We start from the raw sequence: 19,807 nt of genomic DNA, 5'->3' as shown, positions 1-19,807 counted from the left end.
CGCAGGTTGGCGCTGGGCTTTGCCTGCGCACTTGTTACTCATTAGTCATAAAAGCTGTGCTGAATCACTGTTCAAAATCGTTCAGTCAATGTAAGAATCTTCCTGTTTAAGAAAAGTACTACTGTCAAGTCAGACAATGCTTGGGCGCTGTAAATACTTTCCTGAATAGCACCTGTCTAGCGTTTAGATAGGATGCACTGTTGACCCAACTTTTATAGGTTTTTCACAAGGACGCGTTTAACGTATGCAACAGCAACGAAAGCAATGCCCCAAGACTTTGCAACAAAATCATGTAGATAACGCTTTAGAACGACTTTACCTTTGTTAGAAACAGGCTTTACTCGTAAAGGGCCCGGATCTTTAACGCGCCCTGAGTTTGGTCGACAAAGACATGTCGTCTTGTGCCACTGAAACTGACTGGAACGAATACTTTGAAACCCTACCCAATCCAGTGTGTGTCGATCGTCATTCCGGTCTACAACGAAGAAGAAAGTCTGCCCGAGCTCTTGCGTCGCACAGAAGCCGCCTGCGCACAACTGAGCCAGGCCTATGAAATCGTACTGGTCGACGACGGCAGCCGGGACAAATCGGCGCAAATTCTCGAAGACGCTGCCGCACGTGAAGGCAGCCCCGTCGTTGCGGTTATTCTCAACCGCAACTACGGCCAGCATGCTGCAATCATGGCCGGCTTTGAGCACTCCAAGGGCGATGTGGTGATCACGCTGGATGCCGACCTGCAAAACCCGCCGGAAGAAATTCCGCGCCTGGTGGCACAGGCTGCTCTTGGGTACGACGTAGTCGGTACGGTACGCAACAACCGTCAGGACTCCGCCTGGCGCCGCTGGCCTTCACGGCTGATCAACCTGGCCGTACAACGCTCCACCGGGGTTGCCATGAGCGACTACGGTTGCATGCTGCGCGCCTACCGTCGCAGCATCGTCGACGCCATGCTCGCCTGCCGCGAACGCAGCACCTTTATCCCGATCCTGGCCAACAGCTTTGCCCGCCACACCACCGAGGTACTGGTCGAGCACGCCGAGCGCGAGCACGGTGACTCCAAGTACAGCGCCATGCGCCTGATCAACCTGATGTTCGACCTGATCACCTGCATGACGACCACGCCCCTGCGCCTGCTGAGCATCATCGGTTTCAGCATGGCAGCACTGGGCGCGGTCTTCGCCATTGCCCTGATCATGTTGCGCCTGATCTTCGGTGCAAGCTGGGCCGGCGACGGTACTTTCGTATTGTTTGCGGTGCTCTTCGTGTTTACCGGCGGCCAATTTATCGGCATGGGCCTTCTGGGTGAATACCTGGGCCGCATGTACAGCGATGTAAGGGCACGGCCACGATTCTTCATTGAAAAAATCGTACGCGCCGACTCTGCAACGCCTTCCGTTACAACCAGCACCCCGACTTCCTCTACTTCGACACAGGTTCAATCATGAGTTTGAAAGCCGTTGTTTTCGCCTATCACGATATTGGCTGCACAGGCATCGAAGCCTTGCTCAATGCAGGCTACGAAATTGCTGCTGTATTCACCCATGCTGACGACCCCAAAGAAAACAACTTCTACGGTTCGGTTGCCCAGCTGTGTGCACGCAAAGGCATTCCGGTTCACGCTCCTGAAGACGCCAACCACCCATTGTGGATCGAGCGCATTCGCAAACTGAACGCCGACTACATCTTCTCGTTCTATTATCGCCACCTGCTGGGCGAAGAGTTGCTGGCAAGCGTCAGCAAGGGCGCCTTCAACCTGCATGGTTCCCTGCTGCCACGCTACCGTGGACGCGCACCGGCCAACTGGGTACTGGTAAACGGCGAAACCGAAACCGGCGTAACCTTGCACCGCATGGTCAAACGCGCTGACGCAGGCGATATCCTGGCCCAGCATCGTATCAGCATCGAGCGTTCGGACACGGCCCTGACCCTGCACGCCAAGCTTCGCGAAACCGCCGCCCAACTGCTGGCCGAAGCCCTGCCACTGCTGCCACAAGGCAAGCTCACCGAAACCCCGCAAGACGAATCCAAAGCCACTTATTTTGGTCGCCGCACCCCGGCTGACGGCTTGCTGCAATGGAACCGCCCGGCTGAAGAACTGTTCAACCTGGTACGTGCCGTGACCCAACCTTATCCGGGCGCCTTCTGTGCCGTGGGTGAGCACAAGCTGATTGTGTGGGGCGCCGAAGTGGTTGCCGACAACCAGGGCCATGCACCTGGCCAAGTCATCAGCTGCGAGCCGCTGCGTATTGCCTGCGGCACAGACTCGCTGGTCATCACCGCAGGCCAGCGCAACGACAACGGCCTGTACCTGAGCGGCCCGCAACTGGCCCGCGAGCTGGGCCTGGTAGAAGGTTCGCGCCTGCGAGGCAGTGAGTCCGGTCGCCCGGCACGCCGCACCCGCGTGCTTATCCTTGGGGTTAACGGCTTTATCGGCAACCATTTGTCCGAGCGCCTGCTGCAGGACGACCGCTACGAAGTCTACGGCCTCGATATCGGCTCCGATGCTATCGATCGCCTGCGCAGCCACCCCAACTTCCACTTTGTGGAAGGCGATATCAGCATCCACACTGAATGGATCGAATACCACATCAAGAAGTGCGACGTGGTCCTGCCGCTGGTGGCCATCGCGACGCCAATCGAATACACCCGCAACCCGTTGCGCGTGTTCGAACTGGACTTCGAAGAGAACCTCAAGCTGGTGCGCTACTGCGTCAAGTACAACAAGCGCGTGATTTTCCCGTCCACGTCCGAAGTGTATGGCATGTGCCAGGACAAGAACTTCGACGAAGACACCTCCAACCTGATTGTTGGCCCGATCAACAAACAGCGCTGGATCTACTCGGTCTCCAAGCAACTGCTGGATCGTGTTATCTGGGCTTACGGTACCAAGGGCCTGAAATTCACCCTGTTCCGTCCGTTCAACTGGATGGGCCCACGCCTTGACCGCCTGGACTCGGCACGGGTTGGCAGCTCACGCGCCATCACCCAACTGATCCTGCACCTGGTGGAAGGTACCCCGATCCGTCTGGTTGACGGCGGCGAACAAAAGCGCTGCTTCACTGACGTGGCCGATGGTATCGAAGCCCTGGCGCGCATCATCGACAACAAGGATGGCAAGTGCGACGGCCAGATCATCAACATCGGCAACCCGGACAACGAAGCCAGTATTCGTCAACTGGGCGAAGAGTTACTGCGCCAGTTCGAGGCGCATCCGCTGCGTGACAACTTCCCGCCGTTTGCCGGTTTCCGTGATGTTGAAAGCCAGTCGTTCTACGGTACCGGTTACCAGGACGTCAGCCATCGCAAGCCAAGCGTGGAAAACGCCCGCCGCCTGATTGACTGGACCCCGACCACCGAGCTGAGCGAAACCATAGGCAAGACCCTGGACTTCTTCCTGCGTGAAGCCATGGTAGAAATCGCGGAAAAACGCTGATGCAAGCTGGACTGCGTATCGATGTCGACACGTACCGCGGCACCCGAGAGGGGGTGCCGCGGTTACTCGAACTGCTCGACGAAGCTCAGATCAAAGCGACGTTTTTTTTCAGCGTGGGGCCGGACAACATGGGCCGCCATTTATGGCGGCTGATCAAGCCCCGGTTCTTCTGGAAAATGATGCGCTCCAAGGCGGCCAGCCTTTATGGCTGGGATATTTTGCTGGCTGGCACCGCCTGGCCTGGCAAACCGATCGGCAAGGATCTGGGGCACCTGATGCGCCAGACCCTTGCCGCCGGGCATGAGGTCGGCCTGCACGCCTGGGATCACCACGGTTGGCAGGCCAATACTGCGCGCTGGAGCGAGGCGCAGCTGATCGAGCAGATCCGCCGGGGTGTCGACACCCTGAGCGATATCACCGGGCAGGCCGTCGAATGCTCGGCGGCTGCCGGCTGGCGTGCCGACGAGCGCGTGGTCCGGGCCAAGGAAACCTTTGGTTTTCGCTACAACAGTGATTGCCGCGGGCACAGCCTGTTTCGGCCAAGGTTGGCCGAAGGCAGGCTGGGGGCGCCGCAAATCCCTGTGGACTTACCCACATTCGATGAAGTGGTCGGGCCCGAGCTCAGTGCCGCCGATTTCAACTCATTCATTCTTGACCGCTTCAGCCCGCAAAAGCTGAATGCGTACACCATCCATGCTGAAGTAGAAGGGATTCTTATGGCCAATGACTTCCGTCAATTATTGGCGCAGGCCCGTGCCCGTGACATTCATTTCCAACCCCTGCGGGAGTTGCTGCCCGCCGACCTCGAGAGCCTGCCCGCCGGGCAATTGAGCCGTGGCGTGCTGGAAGGCCGTGAAGGCTGGTTGGGAGTGCAGAAGCCATGACTTCACGCTGGACAATACCGCTGCTGGTTCTGGCCTTTATCGCCTTTTACCTGTTGCCATTGGGCACCCACGGCTTGTGGATCCCGGACGAAACGCGCTACGCACAGATCGGCCAGCAAATCCTGATCGACGGTAACTGGGTCACCCCGCACTTTATGGATTTGCGTTACTTCGAGAAGCCGATTGCCGGCTACTGGATGATTGCCATCGGCCAGGCCATTTTTGGCGAAAACCTGTTTGGCGTGCGCATTGCCTCGGCCATCGCCACCGGTTTGAGCGTGTTCCTGGCCTATGCCGTGGCCCGTCGCCTGTGGAACGATCCGCGCAAGAGCTTTGCCTGCGCCCTGGTGTACATGACCTTTGGCCTGATTGCAGGCCAGGCCGGTTATTCCAACCTTGATCCGCAGTTTACCCTGTGGGTCAACCTGAGCCTGGTGGCGCTGTGGTTTGCCGTCGACAGCAGCTCCAATCGTGATCGCCTGATCAGTTGGGCGGTACTGGGTTTTGCCTGCGGCATGGGCTTTATGACCAAGGGTTTTCTGGCTCTGCTGCTGCCGGTACTGATCGCTCTGCCCTACATGCTCTGGCAAAAGCGCTTTCTGGAACTGGTCAAGTACGGCCTGGTGGCCATGCTGGTGGCGGCCATTGTCTCGCTGCCGTGGGTGTTGGCAGTACACGCCCAGGAGCCTGACTACTGGCGCTTCTTCTTCTGGCACGAGCATATCCGCCGTTTTGCCGGTGACGATGCCCAGCACGGTCGCCCATGGTGGTTCTACCTGCCGCTGCTAGTGGTTTCCAGCCTGCCTTGGGCAGCGTTGTTGCCGGTGGCCTTCAAGGACGCCTGGAGCAACAAACGCCATGCAAGCATTGTGTTCGTGCTGCTATGGCTGCTGCTGCCACTGGGGCTGTTCAGCCTGAGCAAGGGCAAACTGCCAACCTACATCATGCCGTGCATGTTGCCGTTGGCACTGCTGCTGGGCCACGCAATGATGCAACGGGTTGAACAGGCCAAAACCTGCGCCCTGCGCTTCAATGGCGCGGTCAACCTGATCGGCGGCAGTGCGGCATTGCTGGCCCTGGTGTATTTCCAGGTCAAACAGCCCTTCTATGACAACGAACCGCTGCATATGGCCCTGCTGGTCGTGGTGCTGCTGACGTGGATCATTACCGGCCTGCTGACACTGACCAAACCTCTGAAAATGTGGGCTGCGCCGGCACTGGCCATGGGTGTTCTGGTACTGGTACTGCCAGCCGCCATGCCGAGCAGCGTGGTTCACAACAAAATGCCTGACCAGTTTGTCCTGGAACATATGGATGAGCTGTCCCGGGCCAAGACATTTCTGAGTAACGACCTGGGCGCAGCGTCTGCTTTGGCCTGGCGTCTGCGCCGACCTGACGTGACACTTTACAACACCCAGGGTGAGGTCAAGTACGGCCTGACCTACGACGATGCCAAAGGTAAAAGCATTAGCCTGACCGAAGTTGGCCCGTGGATGGCTGAAGCTCGCCGCAAAGGCCCGGTCGGTGTGGTAATGCGGGTCAAGGACAGCGATGAGAGCCATGAAATGGACGAGTTGCCCAAAGACGCCAAGCGCTATGACGAAGGCAATATGGTGATTCTGATTTACCCGCAGATTGCTCCATGACCCTGACGCTATTGCTGTTGGCCTGTCTGTTGACCTGTGCTGGCCAGATCGCCCAGAAATACGCGGTCGAAGGTTGGCGCGGGGTTGACACCGGGGTGGCGCAAAAACTGCGCTCCCCCTGGTTATGGCTGGCACTGCTATGCCTCGGCCTGGGTTTGCTGGTGTGGTTGCTGGTACTGCAACGGCTCGAGGTCGGGGTTGCTTACCCGATGCTCAGCCTAAATTTTGTACTGATCACCCTGGTGGCCCGTTATCTGTTTAAAGAAACCATCGACCTGCGCCATTGGCTGGGCGTTGGGCTGGTAATAGCCGGGGTGGTTTTACTGGGGCAACACGCATGAGCCTGTACCGTGGATTTGCCTTTGCCTCAGGCAGTGTACTACTGGTCAGCGGCGCCCAACTGGGCATGCGCTGGAGCATGACGCGGTTGCCGCAGCCCGCCCAATGGCTTGAAGCGTTCAGCCAGGGCAGTGTCTCGCTCCCGGCGTTGGCCATGGTAGTTGCCGCCATTGTCGCGTATGCACTGTCGATGCTCTGCTGGCTGCTGGCCCTGCGCGATTTGCCCTTGGGCCGCGCCTATTCGCTGCTAAGTGTCAGCTATGCATTGGTCTACCTGCTGGCTGCCAGCCTGCCGATTTTCCATGAAAGCTTCACCCTTTCAAAAACCCTCGGTGTGACGCTGGTCATTCTTGGGGTGCTTGTGATCAATTCTCGACGTACTTCCGGAAACAGCGCATGAAAATCAGTGTATTTGGTAGTGGTTATGTAGGCCTGGTGCAGGCGACGGTTCTGGCGGAAGTCGGCCATGACGTCATCTGCATGGACATTGACCAGAAAAAGGTCGAGTCGCTGCAACAAGGTCACGTCAGCATTTTCGAGCCCGGGCTTTCAGCCTTGGTGCGTGAAAACCTCGAGAGCAAGCGCCTGCGTTTTACCAGCGATGAAAAAACCGCTGTCGAGCACGGCGAGGTACTGTTTATCGCCGTGGGCACGCCTCCGAGCGAGGACGGCTCGGCTGATCTTGGCCAGGTGTTCTCCGTGGGTGACGCCGTTGCCCGCCACCGCAAGGAGCCGCTGATCCTGGTCGAGAAATCCACCGTGCCCGTAGGCACTGGCGACGCGCTGACCGCCCATATCAACAAGGCCCTGGAGCAGGCCGGACGCTCGCTGCAATTTGACGTGGTGTCCAACCCGGAATTCCTCAAGGAAGGCTCGGCCGTCACTGATTGCCGCCGCCCGGACCGCATCATCATTGGCTGTGCCCGTGAAGAAGTGCGTGAAGTCATGCGCGACCTGTACGCGCCGTTCAACCGCAACCATGACCGGATCATTTTCATGGACCTGCGCAGCGCCGAGCTGACCAAGTACGCCGCCAACTGCATGCTGGCGACCAAGATCAGCTTTATCAACCAGATCGCCGAACTGGCCGAGCACCTTGGGGCCGACATCGAAGCCGTGCGCCTGGGCATTGGCGCCGACCAGCGGATTGGCTATCACTTTATCTACCCTGGCTGCGGCTATGGCGGTTCGTGCTTCCCCAAAGACATGCGCGCGCTGATCCACAGTGCCCAGCAGGTCAATTGCTCCAGCGATCTGCTGCAAGCGGTCGAAGCGATCAACGAGCGGCAGAAGCACAAGCTGTTCGAACGCATCAACGCGTTTTTCAAGGGCAACCTTGAAGGCAAGACCTTTGCGTTGTGGGGCCTGGCATTCAAACCCAACACCGATGACATGCGCGACGCACCCAGCCGCGTATTGATGGAGGCCCTGTGGGCTGCCGGTGCCAATGTGCGCGCTTTCGACCCCGAAGCCATGCAGGAAACCCAGCGCCTTTACGGCGATGAACCGCGCCTGAGCCTGATGGGCACACCGGAATCTACCCTTAATGGCGCCGACGCATTGATCGTCTGCACCGAGTGGCAGCAATTCAAGGCGCCGGACTTCGACCTGATCAAGCAACGCCTGAGCACGCCGGTGATTTTTGACGGGCGCAACCTGTATGACGGTGAGCGCCTGGCCAAGGCCGGCTTGCAGTACTTCCCGATGGGGCGTGGCGAGTCGTGCAACTTGCCGGTCGGGTCAACAACCCTTTGATGATTCAGCAGCGCCGCCATTGGCAACAATGGCGGCGTTTTTTTTTGTGCGTCCCGATGAGACAAGGAAACTCGACATGCGTGCCGATTTCACCTCCCCCGCCCTGCTCACCTTGCGCAGGCAATCGCTGATTCTGGGCGCGCTCGCCTTGCTGCTGTTTATCCTGGGCAACCATCAAGAGGCCGCGATTGGCTTTGATTCGCGCTTTGTCATGTTCGCCAATGAAATGCTGCGTCACGGCCCCGGTTTTTTCCCGACCACCTACGGCCAGCCTTACGCGGACTACAGCGCAACCTCGACCCTGCTTACCTGGCTGCTGTCCCTGCCCTTTGGCAAAGTCACCAGCCTGACAGCTTGGCTACCTACGGCCATTGCCAGTGCAAGCATTGTGACCTTGATGTATCGCCTGGTAGCGGCGCAATCGCGCACCTGGGCGCTGGTCAGCGTGGCACTGCTGTTGCTGAGCATGACTTTTATCACCGAAACACGTGCGGTATCGCTTGACCAGATGCTGGCAGCGCTCAGTTTCAGTGCCTTCTACCTGGCTTACGCCCACGATCACTTTGCGGCACCACGCCGTCATTTCTGGCTGTTGGCCCTGCTGGTACTGGGTTTTGCCGTGCGCGGGCCGATCGGCCTGGTCATTCCCAGCGGTATCCTGTGCAGCTATTACCTGCTTAATGGCCAGTGGCGGCGCCTGATCAGCTTTGGCCTGCAAGCGCTGGTCTTGCTGATCCTGTGTATTGGCACGTTATTGATGCTGGCCTGGATCAGTGGCGGTGAGGCTTTTGTACATGAAGTCATCCGCATGCAAGTGACAGGACGCATGGATGGAACCGAAGGCGCCAGCGGCGTGCTGTATTACTTCACCAGTTCCATGGGCAATTACGCGCTGGCTTATCCGCTGGCCGTTTTGGTGCTGCTGGCGATCCTGATTACCGGGCGCAAGCCGTCGGGGCCAGCCTTGCAACTGGTCAAGTACTGCGTTGGTGCAGCCCTGATCGTGATGATCGGCCTGTCGATTCCCCAGGCCAAAAAGGCCCGTTACCTGCTGCCCATGTTACCGATGGCCGCGATTATTGCGGCCTACCCGTTCCAGGTCATGCACGGGCGGGTATTTGCTGGCCTGCGCGGCTTGATTCAGGGGTTGTTCCTGCTGCTGCCGGGTTTACTGATTATCGGTCTGGTGATTGTACGCAAGCGTTTTGGTGAAGAGTTGCCACCCTTGACCGTCATATTCGTGGCCCTGGCAGTGCTTCAGGTTCTGGCCGTTGGCGTACTGTTCAAAGCCCAATGGCGTGTTGCGGGGCTGGCAACCTGTGCGGTGCTGGCGATGTGGAGCAGCTATATCATGGTCTTCGAACCTGCAGAGCGCAGCCTTTACGATACGCGTACCTTTACCCTCAAGGCCATGCAACTGATCGACCAGGCTCCGGCCCCAGTAGTACTGCATGGCATGGGCAAGGACGCCAAGGCGATCAAGTTCATGGTTAACGTGGATCGTGATCTGCTACCGCTGTTCACCCAGTCATCCGCTGAACTGGCAGCATTGCCGGCTCCGGCCTGGATCATCATGGATCGCAAGGACTATGAGGCCTTGCAAGGCAGTGACCTGGGTAATATTGCCCCGACGCTGAGCGGTCGTTTCGACAAGAACGACTATGTGTTGCTGCATCGGCCTTGATCCTGTGGGAGCGGGCAACCCCGCTCCCACAACTACGGCAAAACGCCAGAGCACAAACAGTGCGCCTGCAGGTACAATCCCCGCCCTTCTCTCTCCCCAAGGAATCCCAATGTCAGGGCTTGAACTGTTTGCCGCCGCACTCGGCGTCATTGCTGTCTGGTTGACAGTCAAACAGAACCCCTGGTGCTGGCCCATCGGTCTGGTGATGGTGCTGCTCTACAGCTGGATCTTCTTCGAGATCAAACTGTATTCAGGCATGCTCTTGCAGGTATTTTTTGCCCTGTTGCAAGTCTATGGCTGGTGGCAGTGGACACGCGCAGGGGCACAGCATGAAGGCCGTGTCGTCAGCCGGTTAAGCCCATTGCAAGTGCTGGGCGGGGTGATTGCAGGCGCCATCGGCAGCGTGGTTCTCGGCGCCTCAATGGCCCATTGGACCGATTCCACTTTCCCCTGGTCAGATGCCACGCTGACAGCCTTCAGTCTGGTTGCCCAATTATGGATGGCGCAAAAACGCCTGCAGTGCTGGGCATTGTGGTGTGTCATCGATGTGCTTTATATCGGCTTTTTTGCCTGGCAGGACCTGTACTTCACCGCCGGCCTGTACGCGTTGTTTACCCTGATAGCCATTCAAGGCTGGCGTGACTGGCGCCGCGACCCGGCGCTGCGCACATGAAGGTGGTCGTTCTAGCGGGGCCGGAGTCGAGTGGCAAGAGCTGGCTCGCTGCGTTATTGCAGCAGCGCTTTGGCGGCACGATGGTGGGCGAGTATGTGCGCTACTTTATCGAGCAAAACCCTCGCGAGACCTGCCTGGCCGATATTCCGGACATCGCTCTCGGGCAGCTTCGCTGGGAAGACGAAGCGCGCGCCCAACACCCCGCGCTGCTGATTCTGGATACCCATTTACTCAGCAATATCCTCTGGAGCCAGACCCTGTTTGGTGACTACCCACAGTGGCTTGAAACTGAACTGCTCAAGCGCCACTACGACCTGCATTTGCTGCTGTCCCCCGACGATGTGGAGTGGACCGCTGACGGTCAACGCTGCCAACCCTCACTGGCGGAACGCCAGGCGTTTTTTGCGGCCAGTCTTGACTGGCTCACCGATCATCAACAAACCGTACAAGTGATAACCGGCGACTGGCAGGCCCGGCAACAGCATGCCTGCGCCGCAGTCGAACAATTAATGGGTAGTCGGGAAACTTGCTCAGACAGTATTAGTCCATAAGTTAGGTTGTTTACAACAAACAACTGGCAAGCGAGTTACTTAATGCTTTCAGCTTCTTGCCAATGTCCGTTGCTGTTACATGAAAATTTCGTGAAGCCTCTAAAACATTGGTTTGAGGCACGACTTTGCGCAATTGTAAGGTTAACGAGACACCCCCCTGCCCCACGTAATGTCCAGCCCGGCCCTTATTGTACAAGGGCCGGGGCTGCACACTGACATCTCATGTTCGTTACACCTGATCTCGCCCGGAACAGTCATCGTGCTGTGTGCTGTTGTTTTCAAACATTAAATTGGAAATGGCACAGCTCATGCTCTCTTCCTATCACGCTTGCCAGGGCTAGCGTCGATAAGGGAGCACAGTCATGGGGCACGCATGTTGTGGTAATGGTCACCTGCTGATGGCTTGCAGCCTGAGCGCCTTGCTGGGCTGGTGCGCCGTTGTTCATGGCGCCAGTAATGGCGAGATAGTGCTTACCCGTACCGTGCAACCCCATGCGGTGGGCAATCCGCCCATGCATCCCGATCCTGACCCGCTAACCGTCAATGCCAGCCCCTTGGCTCAAGTCATGGGTGCAACCCGTGAACTGAGCGATGGTGATTTTGCCAGCGTCAGCAGCGGAACTGCGATCACCCGGTCCATTTTGCCCAGTGGTAACACACTGCCCGGCCTCACCACCAGCAACGGCCTGCCAGGCATAAGCAATGGTCATGCTGGCGGCAGTGCAAACAGCATTTCCGGCACGATTGGCAACAGCATTAGCCAAGGGATGCGCCCGCTCTCTGCCCTGGGCCAGGGGAAATAACATGATTGCCTGCCGCCTGCCTGCACTGATTGCCGCGCTGCTGGTCACCTCCTTCGCTTTGGCAGCTTCCGATAACGACGCCACGATCAAGGATTCGGGGGCCAACTACCATGGCAATGTCTCGCTTAACCAGGCGTCTGGCGATCAGCAACAGCAAGTCAATATCCGTGCAATTGCCATCGGCACCGAGGCACGCGCTACGACTGCAGTGACCCAGAAACTCAATACCCCCGCCGACACCTCGCTCAATGCCCGGGCAACTATCGGTGGCAATTCCTTCAGTAATGGCAGCGGTGTGATCGGTATCAACCAGTCAGCCGGAGCCAATAACCAGATGGTCAATGCCGTGCGGGTCAGCATCAGTGCCCAGCCGCAAGGTATCGACGACAGCGCCTTGTCCCAGCAGAACGTGGCGCTGCTTCCAGACTCGGGTACCGCATCCCCCGCCAGCGGCAGTCGCCAGATCGTTACCAGCGATCAGGCCTTCACCGGCAGCCGAGGGGTGGTGCAGTTGAACCAGAGTGCAGGGGTGGGGAACCGCATGGCTAACACCCTGAATATCCGGGTTGCTGACTGACCCGGCAACAACGCAGTGCAATTGGAAAGTGCCAACACTTAACCCAACTAATGATGCACGGAGAAACACCATGAAACCGTCAATCGCTCTGAAGCCACTGGCTTTCGCTCTGGCAACACTGGTGGCCGTATCTGCTCAAGCCAACGGTAACGGCAACAACAATCCGCCGCCTCCATCGACACCGCCTGCATACACCCTTGACCCTAATGCCGCCGCTGCTGCAGTCGTGATTGACGTGCAAAACAGTCACAACAACAAAGTGACCAACAAGGCGGTCGAAAACAATGCAACCATCAAGGACTCGATTAAAGGGTCTGAAGGCAACATGGGCGCGAACGCCGCTTCCGGCTCCGGCAACCAGCAAGACAACGCCGTAGCGATCGCCACTTCAGACGAGAGCTTTGTGTTTGGTACCGCTGCGTCCCTGACCAGCGCCACCCAGACCAACAGCCACAACAACTCGCACAACTATGGCGCACAAAACAACGCCTCGATCAAAAGCTCGGCCAATGGCAGTTCGGGTAACGTCGGCATAAACGTTGCTTCGGGCGAGTTCAACCAACAGAAAAACAACCTGGCCATCGCCGTATCCAATGGTCGTATCGCCAGCGCCGGGGCAACCGCCTCGCAAACCTCGAACAACCTGTCGGTGATCAACGAAGCCGGTGCGTCTTACCTCAGCAATGTGAATACCTGGAATCAAGGGTCGGGCTGGAACAACAAAACCCCTGTCGTCAACAACGCCACCATGGACCATTCGTTCAATGGCTACTCGGGTAATGGCGGTGCCAATATTGCGGCAGGTACCGGCAACCAACAAAGCAACTCGCTGTCCATCGCTGCCGGCTGCAAGGTCTGCATGTAGTCGCGACGCTAAAGAAGGGTCTCGTTTATGAGACCCTTTTTCCTTATTCAGGCGTATCAATCATGCGTATTGTCGCCCTCACCCTCTTCTTCGGCCTGAGCGCAATGGCCCATGCCGCACAGATGCCAATCGCTGCCCTGCCTGGCGGCAATCTGGTGTTCAAGCAGGTGCAGAGCATTCGTGAAAGGCGCTTTGCGGATATCGTTGAACAAAAAACCGATTTCAGTTGCGGCGCTGCGGCGCTCGCCACCGTACTGCGTCAGGCCTATTGGCTGGACGTCAACGAAGACCAGATCATCAAGGGGATGCTGCAAAACGCTGATCAGGATCTGGTTCGCACCCAGGGCTTCTCAATGCTCGACATGAAGCGCTACGTTGAGAGCATCGGCATGCGCGCCAGGGGTTACCGAATTCCGGCGCAGAGCCTTGAAAGCGTGAACATACCCGTTGTGGTGCTACTGGATATCCGTGGCTACAAGCACTTTGTCGTGCTGCAACGCGCGCAGAAGGACTGGGTGTATATCGGCGACCCTGTACTGGGGCACAAGCGCTACTCCCACGCAGATTTCCTCAAAGGCTGGAATGGCATTGTGTTTGCCATCATCGGCCCCGGTTACGACAAGACCAATGCGTTATTGACCCCGCCTGCCCCGCTGACCGCAAAAAACCAGCTCAACGGGTTTAACCCGGTCAAAGACGCAGAACTCATGGACTTCGGTTTTATCCAAAGCGACTTTTTTTAAGGTGCGTCAATCATGACTACGGGGCCCGACGCTCCAGGAGCCGTACATGAATACTTCCATTTGGCTGATTGCCGCATGCCTTGCGACCAGCCTGCACGCCCAGGCGGCGTCCTTTAAACCGGTTGAATTGAAAGACACTGAAATGGCCGAGTTGCGCGGCCGCTATGTGATGCCCGGGCGGATCATCAGTTTCGGCATCGTGATGAACAGTACCTGGACCAGCAGCAATGGTGGCGTAGTCGGCGCCAGTACTTCCATGTATGTGCAAAACACCATTGAACCCAAGTTTTACGTGTCCACTTACAGTTCTGCCGGTAACGGTGCCCCTGGCTCAAACGGCACTGGTTCGGTTACCGGTGGTGCGGGCCTGACCACAGCCCAGGGCGTCACCCAGAGCGTTCGGGCTGCGGGTGACAACAACAGCGCCTATAACAACGTCGACATCAATGTCAGCGAGGCCGACCAGGCCCCCGTGGTCAACCAGCAAGGGGTTTTACTCACGACCAATACGTCCATCACCCAGGCTGCTGGTGCGGGCAATGTGACCGTCTCGGCCACGGGTGGGGGCGTTCAGCTGGCCATTCAGGCCAACAACAATCAAGGCAACTCACTGCAGCAAATCGCCCAGGGTGGCGTATTGCAAAGCACTACTTTGCTGGGCGGCGGTAATAGGGTCAATAACATGGCACAACTTAACGTGGTACTGGGTAACAACCTGCCCAGCCCCGGCGCGCTCGATTGCAACCTCAATCAGTTAAAAGGCCTTCGCAATATGGGTTATTGAACTAGGCTCAGGCTCTACAACTTGGCTTATCTGGACGGCTTATTTCATGCATCGATCGTTAACCTTTCGCGCAGTTGTATGTATGAGCACTATATTCCCATCACCCCTGTTATATGCAGCGGCTGATGCCGATCTAGCGCTACTAAAACAAGAACTTATGGAGCTTCGCCAACGTTACGATCAACAGCAAAAAGCCTTGGCAGTGCTTGAGCAACGGGTGCGTGAAGTTGAGGATCAGCCTGCGACGCCACAACCCAGGCGCCTGGCCAAATCACCGGCCGACATGAAAGGCAACCAGAACGTTACGGCTGCCAGTGGCACCAGTACCGCTGCACAAGGCAGCTCTTATGGCGCCGCGCTCAAGGATGATTCCGCCCCCGCCCAGAGTGTGGTCAACCTCTACGATGAAGCCAGCGGCTTTTTCGGCGGCGGCAAGTTCAGCCTCGAAACGGGTATTACCTATTCGCGTTATGACACACGCCAGCTGATTCTCAATGGTTTTCTGGCCCTGGATTCAATTTTCCTGGGCAACCTCAACCTCGACCGGATCAAGGCCGACAACTGGACCCTTGACCTCACCGGACGCTATAACCTGGATAACCGCTGGCAGTTTGACGTTAACGTTCCGGTGATTTACCGCGAGAGTACTTACCAGTCCGGTGGGGCCAACGGCGGTGATGCGCAAGCCACTTCAGAGCAAACAGTTACCCGCGACCCGACCATTGGCGACGTCAACTTCGGAGTCGCGTACAAGTTCCTCGACGAGTCGGTCAATACCCCGGATGCGGTCTTCAGCGTGCGGGTCAAGGCCCCCACCGGCAAGGACCCGTTTGGCATCAAACTGGTCAAAGCCTCTGAAAACACCAACTTGTTTGTCCCTGAAGACCTGCCCACCGGCAATGGTGTGTGGTCGATCAGCCCTGCCATTTCCCTGGTCAAGACCTTCGACCCAGCTGTGCTGTTCGGCTCTCTCTCGTATACCCATAACCTTGAAGAGTCATTTGACGACATCAGTTCCACGCAAAACCTGAAGCAGCCTGGCAAGGTCAAACTGGGTGACAGCTTCCAGATTGGCGCAGGGGTTGCTTTTGCCCTCAACGAAAAAATGAGTATGTCGTTTTCCGTGTCCGACCTGATTCAGAAAAAGAGCAAACTCAAGCAGGATGGCGGTGACTGGCAAACTGTTACCACCAGTGATGCCAACGCCGGTTACTTCAATATCGGCATGACCGTAGCAGCGACCGATAACCTGACCATCGTGCCCAACCTGTCCATAGGCTTGACCGACGATGCGCCAGACTTCACCTTCAGCCTGAAATTCCCTTACTACTTCTAAACAGCAAAAGGCCCTCCGCGCTTGAGCGCTGGGGGCCTTTTGCTGCTTTCAACGAATGTGATGTTTGTGCAGTAACCGATAAAACGTCGGCCGCGAAACCCCAAGCACCTTGGCGGCCATGCTCAAATTGTCGCTGTGCCGGTCCAGCACCTCGCACAGTGCCTGGCGTTCGGCGCGGTCCTTGTATTGTTCAAGGGTGTTCATCGTGCCGACCAACAACGGGCGCAACTCCAGGCCCAGATCATGCGCTTCGATCTGCCGCCCTTCGGCCAATACCAGCCCACGACGCACGCGGTTGGCCAGCTCGCGGACATTTCCCGGCCAGCCATGATTGCCCATGGCAATCAACGCCTCGTCACTGAACGTACGCGGGCGACGGCCTGTTTCCAGACTGTAGAAACGGGCAAAGTGACTGGCCAGCATGGCCAGGTCACCATGTCGCTCTCGCAAGGGGGCGGTGGTTAATTGCAACACGTTGAGGCGGTAATACAGGTCTTCACGAAATTGACCGTTGGCGACTGCCGCCTCGAGATCAACATGGGTCGCTGCCAGAATACGAACATCGATGGGGATCGGCTGGTTGCCGCCGACTCTCTCGATGTGTTTTTCCTGCAAAAAACGCAACAGGCTGGCTTGCAATTCCAACGGCAGATCGCCAATTTCATCCAGAAAAAGCGTACCGCCATTCGCGGCCTCAATGCGTCCAACCCTGCGCTGATGGGCGCCGGTGAAGGAGCCCTTTTCGTGGCCGAACAGCTCAGACTGGATCAAGTGGTCGGGAATGGAGCCGCAATTGATTGCAATAAAGGGCTTGCCGTTGCGCTGGGATTGACGGTGCAGTGTGCGGGCGACCAGCTCCTTGCCCGTACCGCTCTCGCCGCGAATCAGGATGGGCGACTGGGTGGGTGCAAATTTGCTAACCGTCATGCGCAGGTCCCGCATCAATCGGCTGTCACCCAGCAGTTCATCTTCCTGTACATCGGACGGGGTTGAAGTTTGCCCTCGCAGGCACGCCATGCCAAAGGCCCGGCCGAGTGTGACTTGGACCCGGGAGACGTCAAAGGGCAAGGTGTGAAAGTCAAAAAACCATTCGCAGACAAAATCCCCCACATTGTTCATTTTCAGTACGTCAGGGGTCAGCGCCGCAATCCACTCGGTACCACTGCGACTGATCATGTCTTTTACCGCTTCGGGACGTTCCAGATGAAAAGGTTGCAGCCTGAACAGGCCAACATCGCAAGAGCGGTCAACAACGGTTGCCAGAGTGCAGCTGTCGACCGCCCAGCCTATGGTTCGCAGACCGGGGAGCAATTCATGACAATCCGCACAGGGATCGACCACCAGCAGACGTCGGGGAGAGGACATTGCAAGCATGACTGTTCCTTGGCGCCAGAAAAACATAAAACAGCATTAAAAACAGTCCCTTGTTCAACTTACGCGTAACCTTAGCAAGCCATTGGGCGCTTTCTGGATCGTTTGTTTATAACCCTAATAGCCAATCAAACTGTACAGCCTCGTTCCAAGAGCAGGGGCGATAGATACACTCACTGATAATTGATCTGGATCAGTCATATAAAAAAACTTTTAAAAATATGACGAAAGTGTGTGACCTGATGCCCCTCTAAAGTCATCAGTACAAGTAACCAACCGAACGGTAAGCCCAGCCGACGGTTAATCACTTGATGGGCATACTTGAGAGAACACCCTATGAACGCCCCGCTCCGTTTCAACGAAGCTCTTTTGATTGCCGGCCACGCTTTTGAACCTTTTCAATGCGTTGCCTGGGCTGCACAGGATGGTCATGGCGAGTTGAGCCTGACTGTTATCGATCGCACCAATACCCGTATCGGCCGCAAACAGATCCCGCGCAGCGCCTGCGCTGACGCCGCTCAGCTGGAAAGCCTGCTGGCACAAGCCCGCGCCGAGATCAGCAGCGAAGGCTACACCCTGCAGCCTTGGGTCATGCCTGCTTGAGAAGCGGCTGACTGATTTGGGAGCTGGTTGACCAGCTCCCATAAATAATCAGCCATCAATGTGTACATACTCTGCATTCAACTCGGCGGCCATTTGACGCGAGCGGCCCAAACGAAGCGGGCCACGCTCGATATCGATCAACAGTCCCGGGCAGTCAATGGCCGGCAGCGTTGACCACTCTTTCAGTCGGCCATCGGTCAACAGTAAAAAGCGCTGTTGTTCCTCTGGACACTGTTTGCGGCGCCTTTCAAGCCAGTCAGCGACTTCCTGCAAGGCCTCCAGCAAAGGCGTCCCGCCTCCAGCACCCAAGCCCTGCAACCAGTCATTCAAGGCAGCAGACGCCTTGGAGCCGATGACCTGCCACTGCGGCGCCTTTGCGCTGACCGTCATCACCGCCACCCGCACACGCTGGCGATACGCATCTTCAAACAGTTGGGCCAGCAGCCCCTTGGCGTCACTCAGCGCCTGATGGCGACGGGTTGAAGCAGACGCATCCACCACCACCAGCCAGAGTTCCGGCGCTGCACTTTGCCGGGTTTTCCAGGCCAGATCAGCGTGCAGCCGGGGACGACCGCCGAGCAGGGTTTGCATCCAGTCGATCATCCCGCTGCCGGCGCTGCGGCTTGCGCCTTGCCTGCCCGCAGAGAGCTGACCTGACCGGGGCCTGGCATCCGCCCCCACTGCAGAACGGGGGCGGATGCCTAGGGCTTTTTTGGCCAGCTCGGCACTTCACGGCGCGCGCCCATGGGTTGCACCTGTGCAGGCAGTTCGCCCCACTGGCCCTGCCCCGATTGAGGCGAAGCATTGCTGGCCTGAGGGGGTGACTGCGGTGGTGGTGTTGACGCCTGGCCTTTAGGTTCTCGGCGGCGATGACGCAAGGCAAACTCGGCCACGGCATCAATATCGTCCAGGCTGATGGCCGTGGCCCCGCGCCAGGCGGCATGGGCCCGCGCTGCGCGCAGCCAGACCAGGTCGGCACGCATGCCATCCACCGCGGCGGCAAAACAGCGCTCAGTTACAACAGCCAGAGACTGATCATCCAGAGCGATGCTGCCCAGCCGTTCACGGGCCTGCTGGCAGCGCTCGCGCAAGGTCGTTTGCGCCTCATCCCATTGCGCGCAAAACTTCTGCGGATCAGCGTCAAAGGCCAGGCGCCGGCGGATGATTTCGCTGCGTTCTTCCGGTTGCGGCTGGCCGCTGAGCATCACATTCAGGCCGAAGCGGTCGAGCAACTGCGGGCGCAACTCGCCTTCTTCCGGATTCATGGTACCAATCAGCACGAAACGCGCAGCATGCCGATGGGAGATACCATCACGCTCGACCACATTGGTGCCGCTCGCTGCCACGTCCAGCAGCACGTCCACCAGATGGTCGGCAAGCAGGTTGACTTCATCGACGTAGAGCACGCCGCCGTCGGCCTTGGCCAGCACCCCCGGGGAGAACTGCGCCTTGCCCTGGCCCAGTGCGGCATCCAGATCGAGGGTACCAACCAGACGCTCTTCGGTTGCGCCCAACGGCAAGGTGACAAACTGGCCGCTGGCAAGCAGGTCGGCCAGACCGCGTGCCAGCGTCGACTTGGCCATGCCGCGCGGGCCTTCGATGAGTACGCCGCCAATTTTCGGGTCAATGGCGGTCAGGCACAGCGCCAGTTTCAATGAGTCCGCGCCGACCACCGCCGATAACGGGAAATGTGGGGTGTCAGTCATGTTTTCGGGCTCCAGATTTTAGAATATTGATCGGCCTTAATAGCCCCTCACCCC

General features: G+C 57.8%; 20 protein-coding genes. 17 read left to right on the top strand and 3 right to left on the bottom strand.

Features of this window, described 5'->3' with window-relative positions:
- The first annotated feature begins 431 nt into the window (after positions 1-431).
- The 16 genes from arnC (at position 432) to HBN79_RS03165 (ending at position 16,073) form a co-directional block, all read left to right on the top strand.
- On the top strand, positions 432-1,445 hold the full coding sequence (arnC, locus tag HBN79_RS03240; protein WP_095000274.1) for an undecaprenyl-phosphate 4-deoxy-4-formamido-L-arabinose transferase: 1,014 nt from the start codon (positions 432-434) through the stop codon (positions 1,443-1,445).
- Complete coding sequence (arnA, locus tag HBN79_RS03235) at positions 1,442-3,433, top strand: bifunctional UDP-4-amino-4-deoxy-L-arabinose formyltransferase/UDP-glucuronic acid oxidase ArnA (RefSeq protein WP_169916273.1); 1,992 nt, start codon at positions 1,442-1,444, stop codon at positions 3,431-3,433. Before arnC ends, arnA begins: the two co-directional genes overlap by 4 nt.
- A complete protein-coding gene (arnD, locus tag HBN79_RS03230; protein WP_095000276.1) occupies positions 3,433-4,317 on the top strand; it encodes a 4-deoxy-4-formamido-L-arabinose-phosphoundecaprenol deformylase in 885 nt (294 codons plus the stop codon). The genes arnA and arnD overlap by 1 nt, the downstream gene beginning before the upstream one ends.
- Positions 4,314-5,963 carry a lipid IV(A) 4-amino-4-deoxy-L-arabinosyltransferase gene (gene arnT, locus HBN79_RS03225; protein WP_095019953.1) on the top strand — a complete coding sequence of 550 codons (1,650 nt, stop codon included), beginning with the start codon at positions 4,314-4,316 and terminating at the stop codon, positions 5,961-5,963. The genes arnD and arnT overlap by 4 nt, the downstream gene beginning before the upstream one ends.
- The gene (gene arnE / locus HBN79_RS03220) at positions 5,960-6,304 is read left to right on the top strand and encodes a 4-amino-4-deoxy-L-arabinose-phosphoundecaprenol flippase subunit ArnE (RefSeq protein ID WP_095000278.1); all 345 of its coding nucleotides are present in this window, start codon (positions 5,960-5,962) and stop codon (positions 6,302-6,304) included. The genes arnT and arnE overlap by 4 nt, the downstream gene beginning before the upstream one ends.
- The gene (gene arnF / locus HBN79_RS03215) at positions 6,301-6,702 is read left to right on the top strand and encodes a 4-amino-4-deoxy-L-arabinose-phosphoundecaprenol flippase subunit ArnF (RefSeq protein ID WP_095000279.1); all 402 of its coding nucleotides are present in this window, start codon (positions 6,301-6,303) and stop codon (positions 6,700-6,702) included. The genes arnE and arnF overlap by 4 nt, the downstream gene beginning before the upstream one ends.
- On the top strand, positions 6,699-8,057 hold the full coding sequence (locus tag HBN79_RS03210; RefSeq protein ID WP_095019954.1) for a UDP-glucose/GDP-mannose dehydrogenase family protein: 1,359 nt from the start codon (positions 6,699-6,701) through the stop codon (positions 8,055-8,057). Before arnF ends, HBN79_RS03210 begins: the two co-directional genes overlap by 4 nt.
- 76 nt (positions 8,058-8,133) lie before the next feature.
- Positions 8,134-9,741, top strand: a complete 1,608-nt coding sequence (locus HBN79_RS03205; RefSeq protein WP_169916271.1) for a phospholipid carrier-dependent glycosyltransferase — start codon at positions 8,134-8,136, stop codon at positions 9,739-9,741.
- A gap of 109 nt (positions 9,742-9,850) precedes the next feature.
- Positions 9,851-10,414, top strand: a complete 564-nt coding sequence (gene pnuC / locus HBN79_RS03200) for a nicotinamide riboside transporter PnuC (protein ID WP_095000282.1) — start codon at positions 9,851-9,853, stop codon at positions 10,412-10,414.
- Positions 10,411-10,965, top strand: a complete 555-nt coding sequence (locus HBN79_RS03195; RefSeq protein ID WP_169916270.1) for an AAA family ATPase — start codon at positions 10,411-10,413, stop codon at positions 10,963-10,965. The genes pnuC and HBN79_RS03195 overlap by 4 nt, the downstream gene beginning before the upstream one ends.
- A gap of 362 nt (positions 10,966-11,327) precedes the next feature.
- Complete coding sequence (locus tag HBN79_RS03190) at positions 11,328-11,768, top strand: hypothetical protein (protein WP_169916268.1); 441 nt, start codon at positions 11,328-11,330, stop codon at positions 11,766-11,768.
- A 1-nt stretch (position 11,769) separates the two neighbouring features.
- The gene (locus HBN79_RS03185) at positions 11,770-12,345 is read left to right on the top strand and encodes an adhesin (RefSeq protein ID WP_095019958.1); all 576 of its coding nucleotides are present in this window, start codon (positions 11,770-11,772) and stop codon (positions 12,343-12,345) included.
- A gap of 70 nt (positions 12,346-12,415) precedes the next feature.
- Positions 12,416-13,210, top strand: coding sequence for a hypothetical protein (locus tag HBN79_RS03180; RefSeq protein ID WP_095019959.1), 795 nt, complete (start codon positions 12,416-12,418; stop codon positions 13,208-13,210).
- Positions 13,211-13,272: 62 nt separating this feature from the next.
- Complete coding sequence (locus HBN79_RS03175; RefSeq protein ID WP_095024692.1) at positions 13,273-13,953, top strand: C39 family peptidase; 681 nt, start codon at positions 13,273-13,275, stop codon at positions 13,951-13,953.
- Between the two features lie 46 nt (positions 13,954-13,999).
- Positions 14,000-14,737 (top strand): hypothetical protein, encoded by a 738-nt coding sequence (locus HBN79_RS03170; RefSeq protein WP_169916266.1) that lies wholly within the window; start codon positions 14,000-14,002, stop codon positions 14,735-14,737.
- A gap of 46 nt (positions 14,738-14,783) precedes the next feature.
- Positions 14,784-16,073: a transporter gene (locus HBN79_RS03165; RefSeq protein ID WP_095032583.1), complete on the top strand. Its 1,290-nt coding sequence runs from the start codon at positions 14,784-14,786 to the stop codon at positions 16,071-16,073.
- 48 nt (positions 16,074-16,121) lie between these two features.
- Here the strand turns inward: HBN79_RS03165 and HBN79_RS03160 are convergent, their stop codons facing one another.
- A complete protein-coding gene (locus tag HBN79_RS03160; RefSeq protein WP_095000289.1) occupies positions 16,122-17,447 on the bottom strand; it encodes a sigma-54 dependent transcriptional regulator in 1,326 nt (441 codons plus the stop codon).
- Positions 17,448-17,780: 333 nt separating this feature from the next.
- On the opposite strand from HBN79_RS03160, the gene HBN79_RS03155 reads away from it, so the two are divergent.
- Positions 17,781-18,047 carry a hypothetical protein gene (locus HBN79_RS03155; RefSeq protein WP_095000290.1) on the top strand — a complete coding sequence of 89 codons (267 nt, stop codon included), beginning with the start codon at positions 17,781-17,783 and terminating at the stop codon, positions 18,045-18,047.
- A gap of 48 nt (positions 18,048-18,095) precedes the next feature.
- Here HBN79_RS03155 and HBN79_RS03150 read toward each other — a convergent pair whose 3' ends face one another.
- Complete coding sequence (locus HBN79_RS03150) at positions 18,096-18,650, bottom strand: VWA domain-containing protein (RefSeq protein ID WP_262372220.1); 555 nt, start codon at positions 18,648-18,650, stop codon at positions 18,096-18,098.
- A 98-nt stretch (positions 18,651-18,748) separates the two neighbouring features.
- Positions 18,749-19,753 (bottom strand): ATP-binding protein, encoded by a 1,005-nt coding sequence (locus HBN79_RS03145; RefSeq protein WP_095000292.1) that lies wholly within the window; start codon positions 19,751-19,753, stop codon positions 18,749-18,751.
- Positions 19,754-19,807 lie beyond the last annotated feature (54 nt).

It is taken from the genome of Pseudomonas sp. WS 5051 (assembly GCF_012985715.1).
In the GTDB taxonomy this organism is placed as follows: domain Bacteria; phylum Pseudomonadota; class Gammaproteobacteria; order Pseudomonadales; family Pseudomonadaceae; genus Aquipseudomonas; species Aquipseudomonas bubulae.
The sequence above is the reverse complement of the archived record's forward strand: the minus strand, read 5'-3'. Positions and strand labels throughout refer to the sequence as shown.

Coding starts and splice junctions, on each gene's coding strand:
- HBN79_RS03190 (WP_169916268.1), top strand. CDS start 11,328: ATGGGGCACGCATGTTGTGGTAATGGTCACCTGCTGATGGCTTGCAGC.
- HBN79_RS03210 (WP_095019954.1), top strand. CDS start 6,699: ATGAAAATCAGTGTATTTGGTAGTGGTTATGTAGGCCTGGTGCAGGCG.
- HBN79_RS03150 (WP_262372220.1), bottom strand. CDS start 18,650: ATGATCGACTGGATGCAAACCCTGCTCGGCGGTCGTCCCCGGCTGCAC.
- pnuC (WP_095000282.1), top strand. CDS start 9,851: ATGTCAGGGCTTGAACTGTTTGCCGCCGCACTCGGCGTCATTGCTGTC.
- HBN79_RS03160 (WP_095000289.1), bottom strand. CDS start 17,447: ATGCTTGCAATGTCCTCTCCCCGACGTCTGCTGGTGGTCGATCCCTGT.
- arnE (WP_095000278.1), top strand. CDS start 5,960: ATGACCCTGACGCTATTGCTGTTGGCCTGTCTGTTGACCTGTGCTGGC.
- HBN79_RS03170 (WP_169916266.1), top strand. CDS start 14,000: ATGAATACTTCCATTTGGCTGATTGCCGCATGCCTTGCGACCAGCCTG.
- arnT (WP_095019953.1), top strand. CDS start 4,314: ATGACTTCACGCTGGACAATACCGCTGCTGGTTCTGGCCTTTATCGCC.
- HBN79_RS03185 (WP_095019958.1), top strand. CDS start 11,770: ATGATTGCCTGCCGCCTGCCTGCACTGATTGCCGCGCTGCTGGTCACC.
- HBN79_RS03205 (WP_169916271.1), top strand. CDS start 8,134: ATGCGTGCCGATTTCACCTCCCCCGCCCTGCTCACCTTGCGCAGGCAA.
- HBN79_RS03195 (WP_169916270.1), top strand. CDS start 10,411: ATGAAGGTGGTCGTTCTAGCGGGGCCGGAGTCGAGTGGCAAGAGCTGG.
- HBN79_RS03145 (WP_095000292.1), bottom strand. CDS start 19,753: ATGACTGACACCCCACATTTCCCGTTATCGGCGGTGGTCGGCGCGGAC.
- HBN79_RS03165 (WP_095032583.1), top strand. CDS start 14,784: ATGCATCGATCGTTAACCTTTCGCGCAGTTGTATGTATGAGCACTATA.
- arnA (WP_169916273.1), top strand. CDS start 1,442: ATGAGTTTGAAAGCCGTTGTTTTCGCCTATCACGATATTGGCTGCACA.
- arnF (WP_095000279.1), top strand. CDS start 6,301: ATGAGCCTGTACCGTGGATTTGCCTTTGCCTCAGGCAGTGTACTACTG.
- HBN79_RS03155 (WP_095000290.1), top strand. CDS start 17,781: ATGAACGCCCCGCTCCGTTTCAACGAAGCTCTTTTGATTGCCGGCCAC.
- HBN79_RS03175 (WP_095024692.1), top strand. CDS start 13,273: ATGCGTATTGTCGCCCTCACCCTCTTCTTCGGCCTGAGCGCAATGGCC.
- HBN79_RS03180 (WP_095019959.1), top strand. CDS start 12,416: ATGAAACCGTCAATCGCTCTGAAGCCACTGGCTTTCGCTCTGGCAACA.
- arnD (WP_095000276.1), top strand. CDS start 3,433: ATGCAAGCTGGACTGCGTATCGATGTCGACACGTACCGCGGCACCCGA.